Source organism: Chloroflexota bacterium (assembly GCA_020850535.1).
Taxonomy (GTDB): domain Bacteria; phylum Chloroflexota; class UBA6077; order UBA6077; family JACCZL01; genus JADZEM01.
On the sequence record JADZEM010000010.1, the window covers coordinates 1 to 19,486 of the forward strand.

General features: G+C 68.2%; 14 protein-coding genes and 1 other RNA gene. 8 read left to right on the forward strand and 7 right to left on the reverse strand.

The genetic code is table 11. The features are described 5' to 3' along the window. Window positions 1-134 precede the first annotated feature (134 nt). On the reverse strand, window positions 135-1,526 hold the full coding sequence (locus tag IT306_01250) for a selenium-binding family protein (protein ID MCC7367015.1): 1,392 nt from the start codon (window positions 1,524-1,526) through the stop codon (window positions 135-137). Between the two features lie 254 nt (window positions 1,527-1,780). Between IT306_01250 and IT306_01255 the strand changes: the two genes are divergently transcribed. Next, window positions 1,781-3,436: a thiamine pyrophosphate-binding protein gene (locus IT306_01255; GenBank protein MCC7367016.1), complete on the forward strand. Its 1,656-nt coding sequence runs from the start codon at window positions 1,781-1,783 to the stop codon at window positions 3,434-3,436. A gap of 86 nt (window positions 3,437-3,522) precedes the next feature. On the opposite strand, the gene IT306_01260 is transcribed toward IT306_01255, so the two are convergent. Continuing rightward, entirely contained in the window at window positions 3,523-4,137 is a 615-nt protein-coding gene (locus IT306_01260; GenBank protein ID MCC7367017.1) for a GntR family transcriptional regulator, read from the reverse strand. A gap of 254 nt (window positions 4,138-4,391) precedes the next feature. Here IT306_01260 and IT306_01265 point away from each other — a divergent pair, with 254 nt between their 5' ends. From IT306_01265 to IT306_01295, 7 genes are all read left to right on the forward strand, one after another. Beyond that, on the forward strand, window positions 4,392-5,237 hold the full coding sequence (locus IT306_01265; protein ID MCC7367018.1) for a sugar phosphate isomerase/epimerase: 846 nt from the start codon (window positions 4,392-4,394) through the stop codon (window positions 5,235-5,237). Window positions 5,238-5,297: 60 nt separating this feature from the next. After that, window positions 5,298-6,575, forward strand: coding sequence for a Gfo/Idh/MocA family oxidoreductase (locus IT306_01270; GenBank protein ID MCC7367019.1), 1,278 nt, complete (start codon window positions 5,298-5,300; stop codon window positions 6,573-6,575). 200 nt (window positions 6,576-6,775) lie between these two features. Beyond that, window positions 6,776-8,866, forward strand: a complete 2,091-nt coding sequence (locus tag IT306_01275; protein MCC7367020.1) for a C1 family peptidase — start codon at window positions 6,776-6,778, stop codon at window positions 8,864-8,866. 117 nt (window positions 8,867-8,983) lie between these two features. Beyond that, window positions 8,984-11,536, forward strand: coding sequence for a DUF5060 domain-containing protein (locus tag IT306_01280; protein ID MCC7367021.1), 2,553 nt, complete (start codon window positions 8,984-8,986; stop codon window positions 11,534-11,536). A 488-nt stretch (window positions 11,537-12,024) separates the two neighbouring features. Continuing rightward, entirely contained in the window at window positions 12,025-13,602 is a 1,578-nt protein-coding gene (locus IT306_01285; protein MCC7367022.1) for a D-aminoacylase, read from the forward strand. Between the two features lie 85 nt (window positions 13,603-13,687). After that, on the forward strand, window positions 13,688-14,695 hold the full coding sequence (locus IT306_01290) for a 1-aminocyclopropane-1-carboxylate deaminase (GenBank protein MCC7367023.1): 1,008 nt from the start codon (window positions 13,688-13,690) through the stop codon (window positions 14,693-14,695). A 337-nt stretch (window positions 14,696-15,032) separates the two neighbouring features. Then, window positions 15,033-15,446, forward strand: a complete 414-nt coding sequence (locus tag IT306_01295) for a pyridoxamine 5'-phosphate oxidase family protein (protein ID MCC7367024.1) — start codon at window positions 15,033-15,035, stop codon at window positions 15,444-15,446. A gap of 64 nt (window positions 15,447-15,510) precedes the next feature. Here IT306_01295 and IT306_01300 read toward each other — a convergent pair whose 3' ends face one another. The 5 genes from IT306_01300 to smpB all read right to left on the reverse strand — a co-directional run bounded on the left by IT306_01300 (window position 15,511) and on the right by smpB (window position 19,483). Further along, window positions 15,511-15,966, reverse strand: a complete 456-nt coding sequence (locus tag IT306_01300; GenBank protein ID MCC7367025.1) for an OsmC family protein — start codon at window positions 15,964-15,966, stop codon at window positions 15,511-15,513. Between the two features lie 52 nt (window positions 15,967-16,018). After that, entirely contained in the window at window positions 16,019-17,227 is a 1,209-nt protein-coding gene (locus IT306_01305) for an MFS transporter (GenBank protein ID MCC7367026.1), read from the reverse strand. Window positions 17,228-17,325: 98 nt separating this feature from the next. Continuing rightward, window positions 17,326-18,438: a serine hydrolase gene (locus IT306_01310; protein ID MCC7367027.1), complete on the reverse strand. Its 1,113-nt coding sequence runs from the start codon at window positions 18,436-18,438 to the stop codon at window positions 17,326-17,328. Window positions 18,439-18,615: 177 nt separating this feature from the next. After that, window positions 18,616-18,969: a transfer-messenger RNA gene (gene ssrA, locus IT306_01315) on the reverse strand. Beyond that, entirely contained in the window at window positions 18,959-19,483 is a 525-nt protein-coding gene (smpB, locus tag IT306_01320) for an SsrA-binding protein SmpB (protein MCC7367028.1), read from the reverse strand. The genes ssrA and smpB overlap by 11 nt, the downstream gene beginning before the upstream one ends. Between the last annotated feature and the right edge of the window lie 3 nt (window positions 19,484-19,486).

Sequence of the window (19,486 nt, forward strand, 5' to 3'; positions counted from 1 at the left end):
CCTTCGCTGCGCTCAGGACGACAATAGAGAGTTGCGTGCTTGCTATGAGCGTGCGGCGCATGTCAGGCAGCATGCTTCCACGATCCACGATCCACGATCCACGATCCACGATCCACGATCCACGATCGTCGGCACTAGCTTGGGAAGCAGTACGAATCTGACGACGAGTCGCCGCCCTGCAGGCGCACCTGGTGCGGGCGCTCCTTGCCGAAGTCGATCAGGAACTCGGGATCGACCGTCAGGCCGCCATTCGAGTCGGCGTGGAGCAGCGCCGCCCACCCGTCGATGCCGCCAGGGTAGAACTGGGTATCCCAGGCGGCGTACAGCGAGTTCGTCAGGTAGACGCGCTTGCCGTCGCGGCTGACCTCGACCATCTGCGGGCCGCCGTTCAGCTCGGCTTTGTTGCCGTGCCCGGCCTTCCGCACGATGCCGCCCAGGTGGACCGACCCCGTCAGCTTCGGGTTGAACGGGTCCGAGACGTCGTACTGTTGGAACTCGCCCGTGCCCCAACAGGAGACGTAGAGGAACTTGTCGTCCAGGCTCAGGTTGATGTCCGTCACCAGCGGCGGGACCGCGCCGAACCCCTGCAGCAGCGGCGGCAGGACCGAGGCGTCGGCCGGCTCGGCGGGAATGGTGATGACCTTCTGGATCTTGAACGTGCCGTTCTCGCGGTGCCAGAGCCAGATCGAGGCCGAGAGGTCTGCGAGGCTCGTCACGACGCCCACGAAGCCGTACTGGTTGTTCGGGTTGTGAGACGGGCGGATCTCCAGCACCATCTGGTGCTCGGCCCCGAGGTCGAGCGTCTCCAGGTGGGTGCGCTTTCGCATGTCCCAGATGTGCAGCGCGTGGCCGTACTTCGCGCCCAGCAGCAACTCAGGGTTGACGCCGTTCTCCACCATGTTCGGCGTGCCCCACTCGCTGGTGATCATCACGTCGTGCCCGAGGTGCCACCAGAAGTCGTAGGCCAGCTGCTGCGGCCCACGATCCTTCTCCCACTGGCCGGTGATGTTGAACGTACTGTGGTCCATCTGAAAGATGCCGCCGGGGCCATTTCCGTCGGGCGCACCCAGCGCACTCACGTAGATGGCATCTGGCCCGCAGTGGATCGTGTGCGGGCGGCTGTAGCCGCTCTTCGCCTTCAGCTCGTCCGGCTCGATGGTCTTGACGATCTTCGGATGCTTCGGGTCGGGCTGTGTGTCCACGATGTACATGCGCGAGGAACGCAGGCCCGGCACCAGCAGGTAGCGCCGCTCGACGTGCGGATGCGGCATGTTCGGGCAGAGCGCGGCGCTGCAGGCGTTCCAGCCGAAATGGTGCAGCTCGTCGCCGATGTTCGGGAGATCGAGCCGCCCGACCGTCTGCCGGTACGAACCCGAGGCCGGATCGACGTCCAGGACGGCCAGCGCGTCCGGCCTGTTGCTCCCGGCAGGGTTCAGAATCGCGACATACGCCAGCTCTTCGCGCGGCGCGTCCATCGCCATCTTCGGCGACGGGTAGAAGCTCGGGTCTGGTGTCCAGGTCGCCATGTTCGATGTCCCCTTCCACTTCGTCAGCACGCCCCTGACAGGTCGCCGCGCGCCGACGTCCCTCCCAGTTTCCCTTAATAGTTGATCCGATATCAAAACAACATGGTTCCACAGCGAACGTCGCAGGTGTTCGGCGGGGAACACCGGGTGGCAGACCGTCCGACGTTGTGCCGGCCCGCCCCCCAATTGACGGAGCCGCTATCATGCTCTCCTTCCGGCCGCTGTCGGCCGGACGCTGGACAAGGAGGGACACCATGCCGCGAATGACCGGCGGGCAGGCGCTCGTCGCGTCGCTGAAGCGCGAGGGAGTCGATACCGTCTTCGGGCTGCCGGGCATTCAGCTCGATTACCTGTTCGACGCGCTCTACGCCGAGCGCGCGAGCATCAACGTCGTCCATACGCGGCACGAGCAGGCAACGGCCTACATGGCGGACGGCTACGCCCGCACGACCGGCAAGGTCGGCATCTCGGTGGTGGTGCCGGGGCCGGGCGTCCTCAACGCCGCCAGCGCCATCGCTACGGCCTACGCGACCAACTCGCCGGTCCTCTGCATCACCGGGCAGATCCAGTCCGAGTTGATCGACATCGGGCGCGGCGTCCTGCACGAGGTGTACGACCAGCTCGGGATGCTCAGCCACATCACCAAGTGGAACGCCCGCGCGATGACGCCGAACGAGGTGCCCATCGTCGTCCACGAGGCGTTCCGGCAGCTGCGGAGCGGCCGGCCACGGCCGGTCGAGATCGAGGTCCCGCCGGACGTGCTCGGCTGGGAGGCGGATGTCGAGCTGCGAAACCCGCTGCCGGTGGACAAATCGCCGGGCGATCCGGCGCTGCTGGAGCAGGCCGCGACGCTGCTCGGTGGGGCCAGGCGACCGCTGATCCTGGCTGGCGGCGGCGTGATGTCGGCCGAAGGCTGGGACGACCTGCGGGCAGTGGCCGAGCTGCTCGACGCGCCGGTGGTGATGACGCCGAACGGTCGCGGCGCACTCTCGGATCAGCATCCGCTGGCGGCGGTGCAGCTGGCCCTGACCGAGCTGTTGCCCACCTCAGATGTGGTGCTCGCCGTCGGGACGCGGGCGCTCGGATTCGGCAGCGTCCCGATGAAGCCGGCGGTCGGTGCATCGGTCATCCGCATCGACGCCGATCCGACGCAGTTAAGCCGGACGATCGTCCCGACGGTCGCCATCGCCGCCGACGCGAAGCTGGCCCTGGCGCAGCTTGCCGAGTCCATCGGGAGGCACAACGTCTCGCGTGACTCGCGCCGCGAGGAGCTGGCCGGCATCAAGAAGATCCTCAGCGATACCCTCAACTCCGTCAATCCGCAGGCCTCGCTGGGACTGGCGCTCCGCAACTCGGCGCCCGACGACGCCATCTTCGTGGACGAGAGCACGCAGGTCGCGTACTGGGCGCGGTCCGGCCTGCCGATCTACGGGCCGCGCACCTACGTGACCTCTGGCTATCAGGGCACGCTCGGCTACGGCTTCCCGACGGCGCTCGGGGCGAAGGTCGGGAACCCGGACCGAAAGGTCATCTCGATTAGCGGCGACGGCGGCTTTATGTTCAACGTGCAGGAGATGGCGACGGCCGTCCAGCACAATATCGGCGTGACCATCGTGGTGTTCGACGACGGGGCGTTTGGCAACGTTCGCCGCATCCAGCAGGAGTCGTTCAACGGCCACACCATCGCTTCGGACCTCAGGAACCCGAGCTTTGCCGACCTCGGCAAGACGTTCGGGATGCCGAGCGTCCGGGCGGACGGCGCGGATGCCCTGGCCGGCGCCCTGCGCGAGGCGATGACCGAGGATGGCCCGGTGATGATTCACGTGCCGGTCGGCGTGATGCCGAACTTCCAGCGCGAGCTGCGCGAGGCGCTCGCGGCCGGCCGGAGCCTGGTCGGATCGTCAGGGTAGGCTCTCAGGAGCGTCGTGCCGCCAGGACGTGCAGCGGGGGGACAAGCCCCCACGCTGCCTCTGGCCGTCGTCGGCCTGTCGTGATCCTACGACGCGTGCCCCATCAGCCGTTCCACCAGCTCGCGGCCTTCGGCCTGCAGATGGGCGACGGTCTGCCGGCCGGCCTCGCCAGCGTCGCGCGCTTCGAGGGCCGTCACGATCAGCGCATGCTCAGCCTCGGCGGCGCGGCGGCGCTCGACGACCAGCCCCGTCGAGATCAACTGTGTGCGCAGCGCGTTGCGGTGGGTCTGAATGACCAGCGTGCTGCGCGTCCGCTGCGCCTGGTAGATCTCCAGGTGCAGTTGATCGTCCAGGTCCAGCAGACGAGTCGGATCGTCGGGGCTCGCGTTCAGGTCGGCCAGCACGGTACGGACGCGCTCGACCGACGCCGTGTCATGCAGCGGCGTCGCGCGCTCGGCGGCCCGCCCTTCGAGCGTGGCGAGGATGTCGTAGATGTCGGCCACGTCCTCAGGCTGCAGCGTGACCACGACGGCCTTGCGACGAGGCAGTCCGCGAATCAGCCCCTCGAGCTCAAGGGCGCGAAACGCCTCGCGAACGGGCATGCGGCTCACACTGAGCTGATCGGCGATGTCACGCTGATTGAGGGTTGCGCCTGGAGGAAACTGTCCGCTGAGGATCGCATCGCGAAGTTGCTCGGTCACGATGTCGTTCAGGGTGCGATACGTTATCGGGGCCAGCGGCGTTCTGCTCAGGACGACCCTCCCGCAAGGAATCTGGAATCCCTGTCGGGAGTGTAGCCGCCAACGGGCACGCTGTCTACGTCGCTGCCGGACGATTCCGACGCCGCGGCCGGTTCGCCACTCGCCCGGGTGGCCGTCAATCCGCGGAAAGCAGCATCATGGGCACGGCGACGGTCGGACAGCACGCGCGCAAGGAGCGCTGGGTTTCGCGGCGTATGCGACTCGGATTCACCACCTGGAGCACGGTCACCATGCGGGCCGAAGAGGCCATCCCACTGCTGGCCGGCATCGGGTACGACTGTGTAGAGCTTGCCGTGGTGCCGGGCTGGCGGGACGGCGTCGATCTGCTGACGCCGGCCCGTCGCCGCCGCATCAAGCAGCTGCTGGCCGAGTACGATCTGCCGCTGGTGGCCGTGGCGGCCAACACCGACCTGCTGGCCGACGACGCCGACGAGTTCGCCGAGAACTGGCAGAACCTGACCGACACCGTCGATCTGGCCGTCGAGTGGGCCGGGCGGGAGGGGCCGCCAGCCGTCGACACCTACATCGGCGGCGCATCGGGCGAGTGGGAGCAGCGGCGCGAGCAGGCGCTCGACCGGCTGGGCCGCCTCTGCGACTACGCGGCCGCCCGGGGCGTCCGGGTCGCCCTGCAGCCGCACATGGATGGCGCCCTCGATACGCCCGACAAGGTGCCCGGGCTGGTGGCGGCCGTTGCGCGGCCGAACCTCGGCATCACCCTCGACATCAACGATTTCTCGGTGCAGGGCATGCACGTCGAGGACGTGGTGGCCCAACTGGGCGGGTTCATGGTGCTGGCGCAGGTCAAAGACGAGCGCGGCCAGCAGCCAGACTACCAGTTCGCCGTGCCCGGCGATGGCGAGTTCGACTACGTGCGCTTCCTGCGCGTGCTGAAGGCGGCTGGCTACGCGGGATCGGTCTGCGTCGAGATCAGCCTGCGCGTGCAGCGGCGGCCGGGCTTCGATCCGACGGCCGCGGCCGTGCAGTCGTACGCGGTGCTGGCGGCGGCGTTCCAGGCCGCCGGCGTGCATCGGCGTGGCTGAGCGGGCGGCCCGCGATATACTACGGGGCCGCTGGGATCCCAGACGGCAGTGGGAGGCAGCATGGCGCCGAGAGTCAAGTACGCCGCTGTCGGGTGTGGCGGGATGGGCCGCCGGCACCTGCGCGGCATGGCCGAACTGTACAGGTCGTCGCAGTGCAACATGGAACTGGTCGCCGTCTGCGACCTGAAGGCCGAGCAGGCGAACCTGCTGGCCGACGAGGCCGAGCAGCTACTCGGGACACGCCCCGGCGTGTTCACGGACATCGCTCAGATGGCCCGCGAGATGCCCGAGCTCGAGGCCGCGGATGTTACCGTTGAGAGCGGCTTTCACCATTCGGTGGCCATCGCCTGTCTGGAGGCCGGCCTGCATGTGATGGTCGAGAAGCCCATCGCGGTGTCGATGCGGGGCTGCAACCTGATGATCGAGACAGCGGCGCGGACCGGCAAAGTCCTGTCGGTGGCCGAGAACTTCCGTCGCGACCCGATCCACCGGCTGGCGCGCGCGCTGATCCATGACGGGGCCATCGGGACGCCGCGCCTGTTGATCCAGACGACCATCGGCGGCAGCGACAAGATCTCGATGACGCCCTGGCGGCACATGAAGCACACGGCGTCGATGCCGGTGGACGCCGGCGTCCACGAGGCCGACCTGATCCGCTTCTACATGGGTGAGTTCGCATCCGTCTGGGGCCAGACGCGGCTGCATGAGAAGATCCGCCACAAGACCGACTCAACCGGCCCGGGCGGCTTCTACGGCGGCTACCTCGCCACGATGCCGGACACTATCGAGCCGACCGGCGACGATGCCCTCTACGCCCAGATCACGTTCGAGAGCGGGGCCGTCGGCCAGTGGATCGACGATCACTCCGGCCATGGCATGCGAAAGAACGAGCGGTTGGTGTACGGCTCGAAGGGGTCGCTGCAGGTGTTCGGCAGCCGGAATGGCAACCCCGTCGAGCTGACCCTGAGCGACGGCACGATCGTCAAGGACGAGCGCATCCTCGACTTCGCGCCGAGCTACCGCCTGAACGGTATCGCGTCTGAGCTGTTCGGCGGCGAGCGCGTCTGGACGTACAGCTTCCCGTTCGTGGACACCGACTCGAAGATCCTGGCCTCGGAGTACCATGAGCTTGGCGAGTGTGTGCGGACCGGCCGCGCCCCGGAGATGACCGGCGAACAAGGCCGCGCGGACGTGGCTCTGACCTACGCACCGTTCGAGGCTGGCCGCCTCGGCCGCCCCGTGACGCTGGACGACATGGTCTCGATGCGGGCCTACGTCTACCAGGCGGAGATCGACGAGATCCTGGGCCTGACGCAGGCTAACCCGATCCCCGCCTGACCCACCGATCTCCTCCACACGCTCGCGGCCCCCGCGTCACTCGTGATGCGGGGGTCGCTGCGTACTCTCCCGCACGCACGCCCGGCCGGCCAGCCCGACACTGACAGAGCAGGCGGGCCTGGACGGTCGATGCGCCCGCCGTACGGGTACTCACCGGTAGGCCGCTCCGAGTAGGTGAGCGGCGTTCGGGAGGAACGGCGATGGCGGAGCGAAGCGGCAGGAGACGTACGAGATCGGGACCACGTGGCGCGCGCTCTGGAGCGCCGCCGGCGAGGGCCGTCGAACCGCTGGCGACGCGCCCGGAGGCCGCCGAGCGCCGGCCGGAGCCGCGCGACGCCACCGCCGACCGGCAGATGGGCAGACGGCTCGACGCCATGCCCGACCGCGTGGATGCCCGCGACTACCTGTACCGTCCACGGCTCAGCTCGCTGCCGGCCGAGCTGGTCAACAGCGCACTCGGTCAGGAGATCCTCGACCAGGGGACGGATGGCGCCTGCACCGGCTTCGCGCTGGCGGCGGTGATCAACTTCCTGCTGGCGCAGCAGGGTCGGGCCGGCGAGCAGGTCAGCCCGCGCATGCTCTACGAGATGGCCCGCCGCTACGACGAATGGCCGGGCGACTCGTACGAGGGGTCGTCTGCGCGCGGGGCGATGAAGGGCTGGGTCCGCCACGGAGTCTGCTCGCGTACGGCATGGTCAGACGACAAGGTCGGCCCGGAGCACCTGTCGTCCGACGTGGCGCAGCAGGCGATGGCCACCCCGGGCGGGGCGTTCTACCGGGTCAGCCACCGGGACGTGCGCGACGTTCACTGCGCGCTGGCCGAGGTGGGCGTGCTCTACCTGACGCTGATGGTGCACGAGGGCTGGGCCGAGCCCGGGCCGATTGAGCGGGAAGTCACCTGCCATGACGGTTCAGGCAACTCCGTGAAGCGGCGGCTGCCCGTCATCCGCCGGGTCGGGCGTGCCGACGCCGGCCACGCTGTCGCCATCGTCGGCTACACGCGCGAGGGCTTCGTCATCCAGAACTCGTGGGGGACGGACTGGGGCGCGGAGGGCTTCGCGCTGCTGCCGTACGAGGACTACATGCTTCACGCCACCGACGTCTGGGTGGTACAGCTCGGCGTGCCGGTCGACGTCGACCTCTGGCAGAGCGCCGACGGCGCGGCAACATCAGCGGGCCTCCAGCGCGCGACGCCGGCGATCCCGCTGGCGAAGATTCGGCCGTACGTCGTGGACGTCGGCAACAACGGCGAGCTGTCGGATCGCGGCAACTACTGGACGACCGAAGACGACGTGAAACGGCTCTTCAGCGAATACATCCCCGCTGCTACGGCCGGCTGGGCCAAGAAGCGCATCCTGCTCTACCTGCATGGCGGCCTGAACAGCGAGTCGGACGTGGCCCGGCGCATCGTGTCGTTCGGCGACGTGCTGCGCGACAACCAGATCTATCCGATCCACATCATGTGGGAGACGAACTGGGACGACACCATCCGCGGCATCCTCGAAGATTGCATCACCGACGTGGACGAGCGGGCCGGCAACTGGTTCGCCCGCTTCCGCGAAGGGCTGGTCGACGCCCGCGATTGGACCATCGAGCAGACGGCGTCGTGGCCGGGCACGCGGCTCTGGTCCGAGATGAAGGAGAATGCACGGATCTCGTCAACCCACCCGGATGGGCGCGGCGGCATGCAGATCCTCCACCGCTACGCGAGCGAGGCCATCGCCAGCGTGCCTGACGCGGAGCGCGACGACTGGGAGCTGCACGTCGTCGGGCACAGTGCGGGATCGATCTACGCGGCGCACGCCGTGGCGAACTTGTCGCAGTTGGGCGTGCCCTTCAAGACGATGCAGTTCATGGCGCCCGCCATCCGTTCCGATCTGTTCAAACACTTGCTGCTGCGGCGCATCCGCAATGGCGAGTGCCCGCTGCCGACCCTCTACCTGCTGTCCGAGAAGGGCGAGCTTGACGACGACCTGGGGCCGTATGGGAAGTCGCTGTTGTACCTCGTCAGTAACGCCTTCGAGGACGGGCGCGAGACGCCGCTCCTGGGCATGCGGCGGTACGTCGACGGCGAGCGCGCCGACGCCGACCTGACCGAGCTGTTCGGCGGGACCGTGGACGGCCGGGCGGCGCTGGTGATCGCCGGGGCCAGCGAGGAGGCCGGCAACTGCTCGAAGAGCCGGACCCACGGCGGCTTCGACAGCGAGCCGGAAACGTTGAACTCGGTGCTCGTCCGCATCCTCGGCGGGCCGCCAGTGCGCCCGTTCGACACCCGCGACCTCCAGTTCTGACGGGGGCGTCGCGGATCCTGGCGCGGATCGTGCAGGCATGGCGGGCCGCACGGTCCGCGTCGCCGGGGACCGTACCTCGTTGGCCGACACCGCGTCGGAGTCGGCCGGAGCGTACAGGTGCCGATCTCTTCCGCTGTGCCGCGAAGCCTCCGACAGCACCGACTCGCCGCTCTCATCGCGCTTCTGTGTGGCTTCCTCGCCGCCTCGACCTGGGAGAATCGCCCGGTCATCGGAGCGGAGCTGCCCACCGTCAGCGGCCCCAGAACGGTGTGGCAGCCGCTGACCATCTCGTTCGCGGGGCCGGCCGCCGCGCAGGCCGGCGGCGCACCGAATCCGTTCCTCGACTACCGCCTGACCGTTCATCTGCAAGGCCCATCTGGAAAGACCTACAGCGTGCCGGGCTACTTCGATGGTGACGGAAACGGCGGCCCGAGCGGGGCGGTCTGGCGCGCACGGTTTACGCCAGACGCGAGTGGTGCCTGGAGCTACCGGGCGTCGTTTCGGGCCGGCCCGAACGTAGCCGTGAGCCTCGACGCGGCGGCCGGCACGCCGGCCGCTTTCGACGGCGTCACCGGCTCGATCTCGATAGCGCCACGCGACTCCGCTGCGCCAGGCTTCCTGCGGTCTGGACGCCTGGAGTACGTCGGCGGCCACTACCTGAAGCTGCGCGACGGGCCGTATTGGATCAAGACCGGTGCCAACAGCCCCGAGAACCTGCTTGGCTACGCAGGCTTCTCGAACACACCGGCCGCCCACCACACCTACGCCCCGCACGTCCGAGACTGGCGGGCCGGCGATCCGATCCTGCTGTCGTCGAGTCCTGACGTCGGCAAGGGCCTGATCGGAGCGCTGAACTACCTCTCCAACCAGGGCGTCAACGCCGTCTACTTCATGCCGATGAATGTCGGCGGGGACGCGCGCGACACCTGGCCGTTCGCCGGCTCGATTGTGCCGACCGGCGCGGCGGCAAACGACAACCGCCACTACGACCTGGCCAAACTCCGGCAGTGGGAGACCGCCTTCGAGTATGCTCAGCGGCGAGGTGTCGCGTTGCACATGGTGCTGGGCGAGGCCGAGGAGGCGAACAAGCTCGAGCTGGATTCGGCCACTCTCGGAGTCGAGCGCAAGCTGTTCTATCGAGAGATGGTCGCTCGTTTCGGCCACCACAACGCGCTGATCTGGAACGTGACAGAAGAGTACGACCACCAGTTGCCGCTGGCTCCAGAGCGTGTGAAAGAGTTCGCCCAGTACATCGCCGATCTGGACCCGTACGACCACCCGGTGACCGTCCACCACTGGAACAACCCCGACACAGCCTGGATGCCGTTCGTTGGCGACCGGCGATTCTCGATCGCGTCCCTGCAATATGCGGGGTCGGTCGCGCGGCACGGCGACGAGGTCGAGGAGTGGCGTGGTCGCACGGCGTCGAGCGGACGGCCGATCCCCATCTCACTGGACGAGGTCCGCTCGTCCACGCCGACCAACGCAGAGGCTCAACGGCGCGAGATCCTCTGGCCGACGCTGCTGTCGGGCGGTTCACTTGAGTGGTACGTCGGCAGTCAGGATCAAACACTCGAAGACTTCCGGACGATTGAACCGCTGTGGACCGCCAGCCGCCACGCGCGAGCGTTTGTCGAGGCGCTGCCGTTCTGGGAGATGTCGCCGGACGATTCGCTGGTGGTCGGGGCCGCCACGACGGACGGCGGGGTGCAGGTGTTCGCAAAGGGCGGTGAGGTCTACGCCATCTATCTGCCATCGGCCAGTCCGTCAGGGCGGCTGCGCCTGCCGGCCGGCGAGTTCGAGCGCCGCTGGTACGACCCACGGACCGGCGCCTACTCGGCGGCAGCGCGCCTGAGCGGTGGCGGCGAGGTCGCCCTCGGGTCGCCGCCGTCCCAGGCCTCGGCAGACTGGGCGATGGTCGTGACGCGCGTCGGCGCGGGCGGGCCAACGCTCACCCCCGCGCCGACGCGCGTCAGCACGCCCACCGCTACGCCGGGCGCCGGTGCGCCACGCGTCACGGGATTCGTCGGTGCGGCCGATGGCGGCGTCCTGCGCGGGAACGTCGTCGTCGAGGCGACCGTGGCCGGAGCTGACGTTCGGCGCGTGGAGTTCACGCTGGCTGGTGGGCGCCCGGCCACCTGGGCCGAGACTGCCGCGCCCTACTATTTCCAGGGCGACACGAACGGCACGCCGCGCGGCTGGGATACGCGCCAGTATCCGGACGGCCAGTACGTCCTGACGGCCACCGCCGTCGATGGCGCGGGGAGAACCGGGGCCGCCGAGATTCGCATCCACGTTGCGAATCTCGCGGCGACGCCCACTCGCACGCCAGCAGCCACACGCACGCCAACGCCGGCAGCCGGACCGATGGTGACAGGTTTCTCGGGCGTCGCCGATGGGCAGACGCTCGGCGGGCGAGTCGCTATCGCTGCTCTGGTCAGCGGTGCGGGCATCCAGCGCGTGACGTTCACGCTGATCGGCCCGCAGTCGATCACCGCGACCGAAACGCAGACGCCGTACTACTTTCAGGGAGACACGAACGGCGTCCCGCATGGTTGGGACACACGTACCGTGCCCAACGGCGAGTACACGCTCACTGCCGAGGCCCGCGACGTGACGGGCCGCACGCACAGTCGGCAGGTGCGCCTCAGGATCGACAACTCGACGTAAGCGGTCGGGGCCATCGCATGTACGCTGGTGCTCCCAAAGCATCACGACACGAGCGGTCGGGGACTGAAGTCCCCGCCTACACGCATTCAGTCGCTGCGCGACGGCCGTCGGGAATGGCAGGCACTGGTGCGACTGGAGCGTCGCGCAGCGACTGCAGGATCATAGGCGGGGCTTTCAAGCCCCGACGCGGCGGCACGACGCAGGGCGATTGCATGTTCATCGGTGTACCCGAAACACCGTCAAATGAGCAGGCGGGGACTTCAGTCCCCGCCTACACTCATTCAGTCGCTGCGCGACGGCCGTCGGGAACGGCAGGCACTGGTGCGACTGGAGCGTCGCGCAGCGACTGCAGGATGGTAGGCGGGGCTTTCAAGCCCCGACGACGCTGCGCGACCCGCCCACCGTGGGATTGGCCTGCGGGGAGATCGCTTCGGCACACGCCGGGGTCGCCGGTCGGCTACCATCGCGCTCAAAACTCGGAGGGCACGATGTTCGACTTGATCTTGCGTGGTGGCCGCGTGCTGGACGGCACCGGCAACTCAGACACTCGTGCCGACGTGGCCGTCGCGGGCGGCAAGATCGCCGCCCTCGGGCAACTGGGCCACGCCGAGGCCCGCGAGAACGTCGACGTGACCGGCCACATCGTGTGCCCGGGCTTCGTCGATCCGCACTGCCACTCGGATGCGCTCCCGTTCGCTGCCGACCCGCTGCCGGCCAAGATCCTTCAGGGCGTCACCACCGAGGTCAACGGCAACTGCGGCTCGACAGCGTTCCCATTGCTGCCGGAGACGGCCGAGCTGCTGAAGGAGCACCAGGCCGGGCTGTTCGCTGATACGCCCTGGGATTGGATGTCCTGCGCCGAGTTCTTTGCCAGCCTGCAGCGAGTCGGACCTGTCAGCAACATCGCGCAACTGGTCGGGCACGGGGCGCTGCGGGTAGCCGCCTTCGGCTTTCAGAACCGCCCGCCCACCGACGACGAGCTGAAGGTGATGCGGCGACTGCTGGCTGAGTCCCTGGAGGCCGGCGCGGTCGGCCTCTCGTCTGGCCTGATCTACTCGCCGGGGTTCTACTCGCAGACCGCCGAGCTGGTGGCCCTGGCCGAAGTCTTGCAAGGGACCGCGCGACCGTACTGTTCGCACGTTCGGGGCGAGACGGCGACGCTCTTCCAGGCCCACCGTGAAGCTATCGAGATCGGGGAGCGCAACGGCGTCCCGGTCCAGCACTCCCATTTGAAGGCGGCCGGCGGCGCGAATCATGGGCGGGCCGGCGAGCTGTTGGCCCTGCTGGACGAGGCTCGATCGCGCGGCGTCGAGGTCAACGGCGACGCCTACCCCTACGATGCCGGGAGCACGCGCATGGCGGCGCTGCTGCCGCCCTGGTCGCAAGAGGGCGGACGCGATCTGCTGCTGGAGCGCCTGACCGTGCCGTCGGAGCGCGACCGCATCAAGCAGGACTTCCGAGACGGCATTCCAGGCTGGGAGAACCTCGCCGGCGCGGGCGGCTGGCATCGCGTGCGGGTCGCCAGCGTCCAGACCAACGAGGGCTACCTCGGCAAGTCGATTCAGGAGATCGCCGACGAGCAGGGCAAGGATCCTGTCGATGCTCTCTGCGACGTGCTGCTGGATGAGCGCGCCCGCCCGACCATAGTGGTCACCATGATGGACGAGGCGGACGTGCAGCGGATCCTGGCGCATCCGCTGGTGATGATCGGGTCGGACGCGATCGTCACCCGGGGCAAGCCGCATCCGCGCACCTGGGGCACCTATCCACGCGTGCTGGGCCACTACGCGCGCGAGGTCGGGATCTTCTCGCAGGCCGAGGCGGTTCGGAAGATGACCAGCCTGCCCGCGCAGAAGTTCGGGCTGTGGGATCGTGGATTGGTGCGTCCGGGGCTGGCCGCTGACCTGGTCGTCTTCGATCCAGCCACCGTCATCGACCGTGCGACCTACGCCGATCCCGAGCAGTCGCCGCTGGGGCTGCCGCACGTCATTGTGAACGGGCAGTTCGCGGTGCGGGACGGCACGTATACGGGCGTGCGCGCGGGACAGGTGCTGCGAGCGCGCTGACAGTTCCCGCCTGACCGGCGGGTAGAATCCAGACCAGTCCATCTCATTGAGCAGCCGTCAGCGCAGCCGGTGGCGAGGAGTCACTATGCCGATCTCCGACTTCCCACGCTATCCCCTGATGTTCGGGCCAAGCCCGATCCATCCTCTCGACCGGCTGAGCGCCCATCTCGGCGGGGCTCGCATCTGGGCCAAGCGCGAGGATGTGAACAGCGGCCTCGCCTATGGGGGGAACAAGATCCGCAAGCTGGAGTACCTCGTGCCCGATGCGCTCGCACAGGGCGCGGACACGCTGGTGTCCATCGGCGGCTACCAGTCGAACCACACCCGGCAGGTCGCAGCGGTGGCGGCGAAGCTCGGTCTGAAGGCCGTCCTGGTGCAGGAGAACTGGGTTGACTGGCCCGACGCGCTCAACGACCGGGTCGGCAACATCATGCTCTCGCGGATCATGGGGGCCGAAGTGCGGCTCGATCCGGCCACGTTCGGCATCGGGTTCAAGTCGAGCTGGGAGCGGGCCATCGCCGACGTGACCGCACGCGGCGGCAAACCGTATGCGATCCCGGCCGGCGCTTCCGATCACCCCCTCGGCGGGCTGGGCTTCGCCAACTGGGCCGACGAGGTCGAGGCGCAGGAGGCCGAGCTCGGGGTCTTCTTCGACACGATCGTCGTCTGCACGGTGACCGGTTCCACCCACGCTGGCATGATCGCCGGCTTCGCCGGTCAGTCGCGCCCGCGACGCGTGATCGGCATTGACGCCTCGGCCACGCTCGAGGAGACTCGCGATCAGGTGGCCCGGATCGCCCGCCGCACGGCGGCGCTCATCGGCCTGAACCGTGACCTGCGAGACGACGAGATCGTCGTGCTGGAAGGGTGGGCCGGCGATCTGTACGGCATTCCGGTCGAGTCGACGCTCAACGCGATTCGGCTGCTCGGCTCACTCGAAGGGGTGATCGTCGACCCGGTGTACGAGGGCAAGTCGATGGCCGGGCTGATCGACCTCGTGGCGAGCGGCGAGATCCCGCGTGCGAGCAACGTGCTGTACGCCCATCTCGGCGGCCAGCCGGCGCTGAACGCCTACAGCGCGCTCTTTCGCTAGTGGCTCGGCAGGCGTGAATCGCAGGGTCACTCGGTGCCCATCGTCAACCTGACAGCAGCGAGGAACGACCTCCCGTCCGTCATCCCGACTGTAGCGAGGCACGAGCGGAGCGGAGGGATCTTCCCCAGGTGAGGGATGACTGACGAGGAAGATCCCTCGACTGCGCTCGCACGCTCACATCGCTCGGGATGACGGGGGAAGCGTCGAGTGACCCCGACCCGGTCGTTCACGACGGACAGGCCACGAGCGTCACTGGCACGACGTTTCAGGAACGGTCGGTCGCTACGCGCCCTCCCAGCAATGTGCCATCATGGTGCATCCCTGGGAGGGTGCTTGCATGATCGATCTGAGCGACGTCGCGGAGTACGTGGACCGCTCCGGGCCGGACGGTTACCCGATGCTGGTGGCGACGGCCTCGAAGGCCGGTGCGCCGAACCTCGCCTTCAAGGGCAGCGTCATGGTCTGGGACAAGGATCACCTTGCGTTCTGGGAGCGCGCGCACGGCGAGACGCTGGCGCACCTGCTGGAGAATCCGAAGATCGCCCTGATCTACCGAAACAAGGAAGCCGGCAAGATGTGGCGCTTCTGGGGCGAGTGCGAGCTGCTGCGCGACGGCGACCTGCGCGATGGGATCATGGCCCGGACGTTCCAGCCGGAGCTTGACCGCGACCCTGAGCGCAAAGGCGTGGCCGTGCTGATCCGCGTTGACAAGGTGAGCGGCGCCGGCGTCACCCAGACCCGCGACGCCTGACCGCCAGCCCGAGCAACTGGCAAGCTCCCTCTTTCTGACCCCAGGCAGAGGGATGCCCTGCCGCTCAGTCGGCGGCCACCACCGCTTCGGCGGCCGGCTGCTCGACCACCACCCGGTGATGGACCAGCCCGCGCGGCAGCGTCGCCGCCACCGAGCAGTACTTCTCCTCGACCAGCTCCACAATTCGCTCGACGCTCTCCCGGTCGAGCTTCTCACCCTGGACCGTGTGCGTCATCTCGATGGACGTGTACGGGCTGGGCGCGACCTGCGAGCGCTCGCCACGGATGGCGATGCGATAGGCGGTTAGCCCGCTGCGCTGCTTCTCCAGAATCTGCACGACGGTCACCGCCATGCAGCCGGCCAGCGCCTGGAGCAGCAGCGTCATCGGCGAGAAGCCGTGGCCGCTGCCGCCCTTCGCCAGCGGCATGTCGAGCTGGAGGATGTCGCCGCCGGGGCTGGTGGTCTCGAAGAGGGTGCCGCCAGTCCAGGTCAGACTGGTCTCAGTGGGGAGGACGGCCATCGGGAAGACTCCAGGGGGAACGGTGGGAAGCCGAAGCGGCCGGCGGCGGCGATCAGCCGGCGGCCTGTCGCGTTTCAGGGAGCAGGAAGACCAGCGGCAGGGGCAGCGCCGACAGCAGCATGGTGGTGGAGAGCGTCGGACCCAGGCCGACGGCGTCCGCCACGAAGCCGACGGCGACGGTCGCCAGGATAGTGCCCTCCAGGCCGAGGAACATCATGATGCCCATCGCCGAGCTACGGTTGTCTGGGAGCAATTCCTGGACCAGCACCATCTGAACTGGCGCGCCGGCAAAGGCGACCAGGCCGGCCACCGCCAACAGTGCGAGCTGGGCCGCGCCGTTCGGGACCATGAAGACCGCCCACAAGAGCGGCCCGGTGATCGCCGTGCTGACCGCCAGCACCCAGCGACGACCGAAGCGGTCGGACAGGGTGCCGCCGGCAAAGGCGCCGGCCGCGCCGGCCAGCTCAAAGACCGTGATGGCGAACGCCGCGAAGGCCAGCTCGCCGCCGATACCGGTCACGTAGGTTGGGAAGAAGAACGTGAAGCTGGCGCTGCCGAGGTTCCGCAGGATGATGATACCGGCCAGGATCGCGAGCGGCCGGCCAGCCTGGCGGACGGCCCCCCAGAGGTTCGGCGGCTTGTTCCCGACCTTCAGGCGTCCGCCGCCGCCGATGCGCCAGTACAGCAGCAGCGACGCCACGATGGCCGGTCCGATGGCGATCCAGGTGGCCTCCAGGCCGACGGCGCTCACGACCGCGACGATGAAGACCGGACCGACCGCCCGGCCAAGCTCGCCGCCGGTCATCCAGAAGGACGTGCCCATGCCCCAGTTCTTGCCGCTGAACCGGGTGACCTGCGCGCCGCCGGCCGGGTGAAAGGCCGCGTGACTGAGGCCAGCGAGCGTCAGCAACACCACCAGCGCCAGGTAGTTCGGCGCGAGGCCGAGCAGACTCATCCCCAGCGCCGTGACGGTGGGCGCGAGGATGATCCAGTACCGAGCATCCTGCCGGTCGGCGATGACGCCGAGGAACGGCTGGATCAGCGCTGACCACCGCAATACGCTGAGCAGGATGCCGGCTGCGCCGAGCGTCAACCCGTGTTTCTCGATCAGGAGCGGGAGGAGCGGGCTGAGAAAGGCCGGATAGACATCGTGGACGAAGTGGCCGGCTGACATGGTTGTGACGGCAGCCGTATCGAACTTCTCGGACTGGCCACTCTGACGGGCGGACTCGGGTGCGGGTGCGGCGACAGCTCCAGCCATGCTCGATCCAGTGCAAAGGTAGATGATGACTGTCGGCAACGGTAGCACACCGGCCGCCGGGGTGCGACCGCCGCCCTCAGCTGGCAGACCGCGCGGGACTACGTGTGCAGGGCTGCCAGCACCCGCTTCACAAAGCCGTCGAACGCGGGGCCGTCGATCCAGCGGACAACCGCGACCAGGTCGTGCTCGGGATCGACCCAGATCAGGTTGGAGCCCCAGCCGATGGCGAAGAAACTCGACGCCGGCGCGCTCGGGTAGCGGACGCGATCCGTGTTGAGCCACCAGAGGCAGCCGTAGCCCGCGTTCACGCTGCACGGCGTCGTCGCCGTCTCGACCCAGGCCTCGGACACGATCTGCCGGTCACCCCAGCGGCCTCGGTTCAGGTGGAGCAGGCCAAAACGGGCGTGGTCGAACGTGTTGATCCAGATGCCGCCACCCCAGTGGCCGCCGCCGCTGACCGACTGGACCGGCTGCCCGTCGATCTCGACGTACGAGTTACGGTAGCCGTGCCACTGCCAGGTGTCGGACGCGCCTATCGGGTCCATGATCTCATCACGGAGCACCGCCGGCAGTGGACGCCTCCAGACGCGCAGCAACGCCAGCGCCAGCCGATTGACGCGAACGTCGTTGTACTCCCAGTAACTGCCAGGGTCGCGCATCAGGCGCGGCGTGCCTTTGGCTTCGGTGTTGGCGTCGCCGCCGACCGCCCGGTTGTGATCGACGCTGTCCGGCTTGCCCCAGAGCGTGCCCGACCATTCGCTGGTGAGCTGGAGGAGGTGTCGCCAGCGGATCTTGCTGTTGCGCGGCGGGTCGAAGCCGCCGTCGTCGGCGTACTCGCGGACCGGATCGTCAATGCCGCGGATCAGGCCGCGGTCGAGCGCCAGCCCGGCCAGCGTCGCAAGGTAGCTCTTGCTGATACTGAACGTCATGTCGACGCGGTCAGGATCGCCCCACTCGGCCACGATGTAGCCGCGTCGCACGACCAGCCCGCTCACGCCGCCACGCGCCTTGACCGGCCCGATAACCTCGCCGTTCGGGCCTTCGGCGGCGTTGCTCTGCGCCAGTGCAATGTTGAGATCGGTGGGCCAGGACGTCTCGTGTGCAACCGAGTAGTCGATGGCCTGGGAGAGAGCGGCGGCGTCGAAACCTGACTGCTCAGGCGTGCGACGTTCCCAGGGCCGGCCTGGCAGCGGGAGGTAGGGCAACGACATCTGACCATGATCCTCACAGAGTGGCGTGGCGCTGGCCGCCACGGGAGTGGTCCTGGCGCGTCGGCAGGGTACCACGTTGGGGAGCGACGCCATGCCCCGGCGGGCGGGTCGTCAGGTGTGCGCGTGCTCGCCCGCCGACATGCAATGTGGCCTGCCAGTTCGCTGGCAGGCCACAGGTGGTGGAGACGGAGGGGAATCGAACCCCTCGTCCAGAGCGACTCAATCCGAGAGTACTACAGGCTTAGTCGAAGCTCTTTCATGTCGCGCCCAGGACCCCTGTCGACCGGGTTCCAGGGAGCCAGTCCGCTGATCTTAAGCACACCCTAGCAGACGGTCCGATGTGCAGCACTTCGGCTTTGGTGACGCCTTTTACCGCCCCACCGAAACGAGGGCGGGAAGACGCTCGCTGGGATTAAGCAGCGAGAGCGTACTGTGGTTCGGCTGTTATGCCGTGCCGATTGATTAACGAGGGCACCGGCACCTCGGCCTGCACTCTACGAACCTCCTCCCCTGTCGAAACCTAGCGTCCCCCTGCGTACGCTTCCTTCACAGCCCGGTCAAGCTCGCGCTTGGATTCCCGCTCGGCAATCGCCACGCGCTTGTCGTACTGTTTCTTGCCCCGTGCCACCGCGATCTCGACCTTGGCATGGCCGCCCTTCGCGTACATCCGGAGCGGGACCAGCGTCAGCCCCTGTGCCTGGCTCTGCTCGGCCAGTCTGCCGATCTCCTTCCGGTGGAGCAACAGCTTCCGCGTCCGCAACGGCTCGTGGTTCCAGATGTTGCCCTGTTCGTATGGAGAGACATGCATATTGTACAGCAGAACTTCGCCGTTCTGTACGCGTGCGTAGCTGTCCCGCAGGTTGACCTTGCCGGCCCGCACCGACTTGATCTCGGTGCCGGTCAGCGCGATGCCCGCCTCGACAGAATCCACGATCTCGTACTCATAGAAGGCCCGCCGGTTGGAGGCAAATGTTCGCTGGGCCGGCCTGTCGTCGGGCTGGCCTTTGCTCGACCGGCCGGACTGCCCGCCGCCGTCCGTCGGCACGCT

What these genes read in the sequence shown, in the direction of transcription:
- IT306_01305 (MCC7367026.1), bottom strand. Translation starts at nt 17,227, where the DNA reads ATGGCTGGAGCTGTCGCCGCACCCGCACCCGAGTCCGCCCGTCAGAGT.
- IT306_01310 (MCC7367027.1), bottom strand. Translation starts at nt 18,438, where the DNA reads ATGTCGTTGCCCTACCTCCCGCTGCCAGGCCGGCCCTGGGAACGTCGC.
- IT306_01255 (MCC7367016.1), top strand. Translation starts at nt 1,781, where the DNA reads ATGCCGCGAATGACCGGCGGGCAGGCGCTCGTCGCGTCGCTGAAGCGC.
- IT306_01270 (MCC7367019.1), top strand. Translation starts at nt 5,298, where the DNA reads ATGGCGCCGAGAGTCAAGTACGCCGCTGTCGGGTGTGGCGGGATGGGC.
- IT306_01290 (MCC7367023.1), top strand. Translation starts at nt 13,688, where the DNA reads ATGCCGATCTCCGACTTCCCACGCTATCCCCTGATGTTCGGGCCAAGC.
- IT306_01285 (MCC7367022.1), top strand. Translation starts at nt 12,025, where the DNA reads ATGTTCGACTTGATCTTGCGTGGTGGCCGCGTGCTGGACGGCACCGGC.
- IT306_01250 (MCC7367015.1), bottom strand. Translation starts at nt 1,526, where the DNA reads ATGGCGACCTGGACACCAGACCCGAGCTTCTACCCGTCGCCGAAGATG.
- IT306_01265 (MCC7367018.1), top strand. Translation starts at nt 4,392, where the DNA reads ATGCGACTCGGATTCACCACCTGGAGCACGGTCACCATGCGGGCCGAA.
- IT306_01275 (MCC7367020.1), top strand. Translation starts at nt 6,776, where the DNA reads ATGGCGGAGCGAAGCGGCAGGAGACGTACGAGATCGGGACCACGTGGC.
- IT306_01300 (MCC7367025.1), bottom strand. Translation starts at nt 15,966, where the DNA reads ATGGCCGTCCTCCCCACTGAGACCAGTCTGACCTGGACTGGCGGCACC.
- IT306_01295 (MCC7367024.1), top strand. Translation starts at nt 15,033, where the DNA reads ATGATCGATCTGAGCGACGTCGCGGAGTACGTGGACCGCTCCGGGCCG.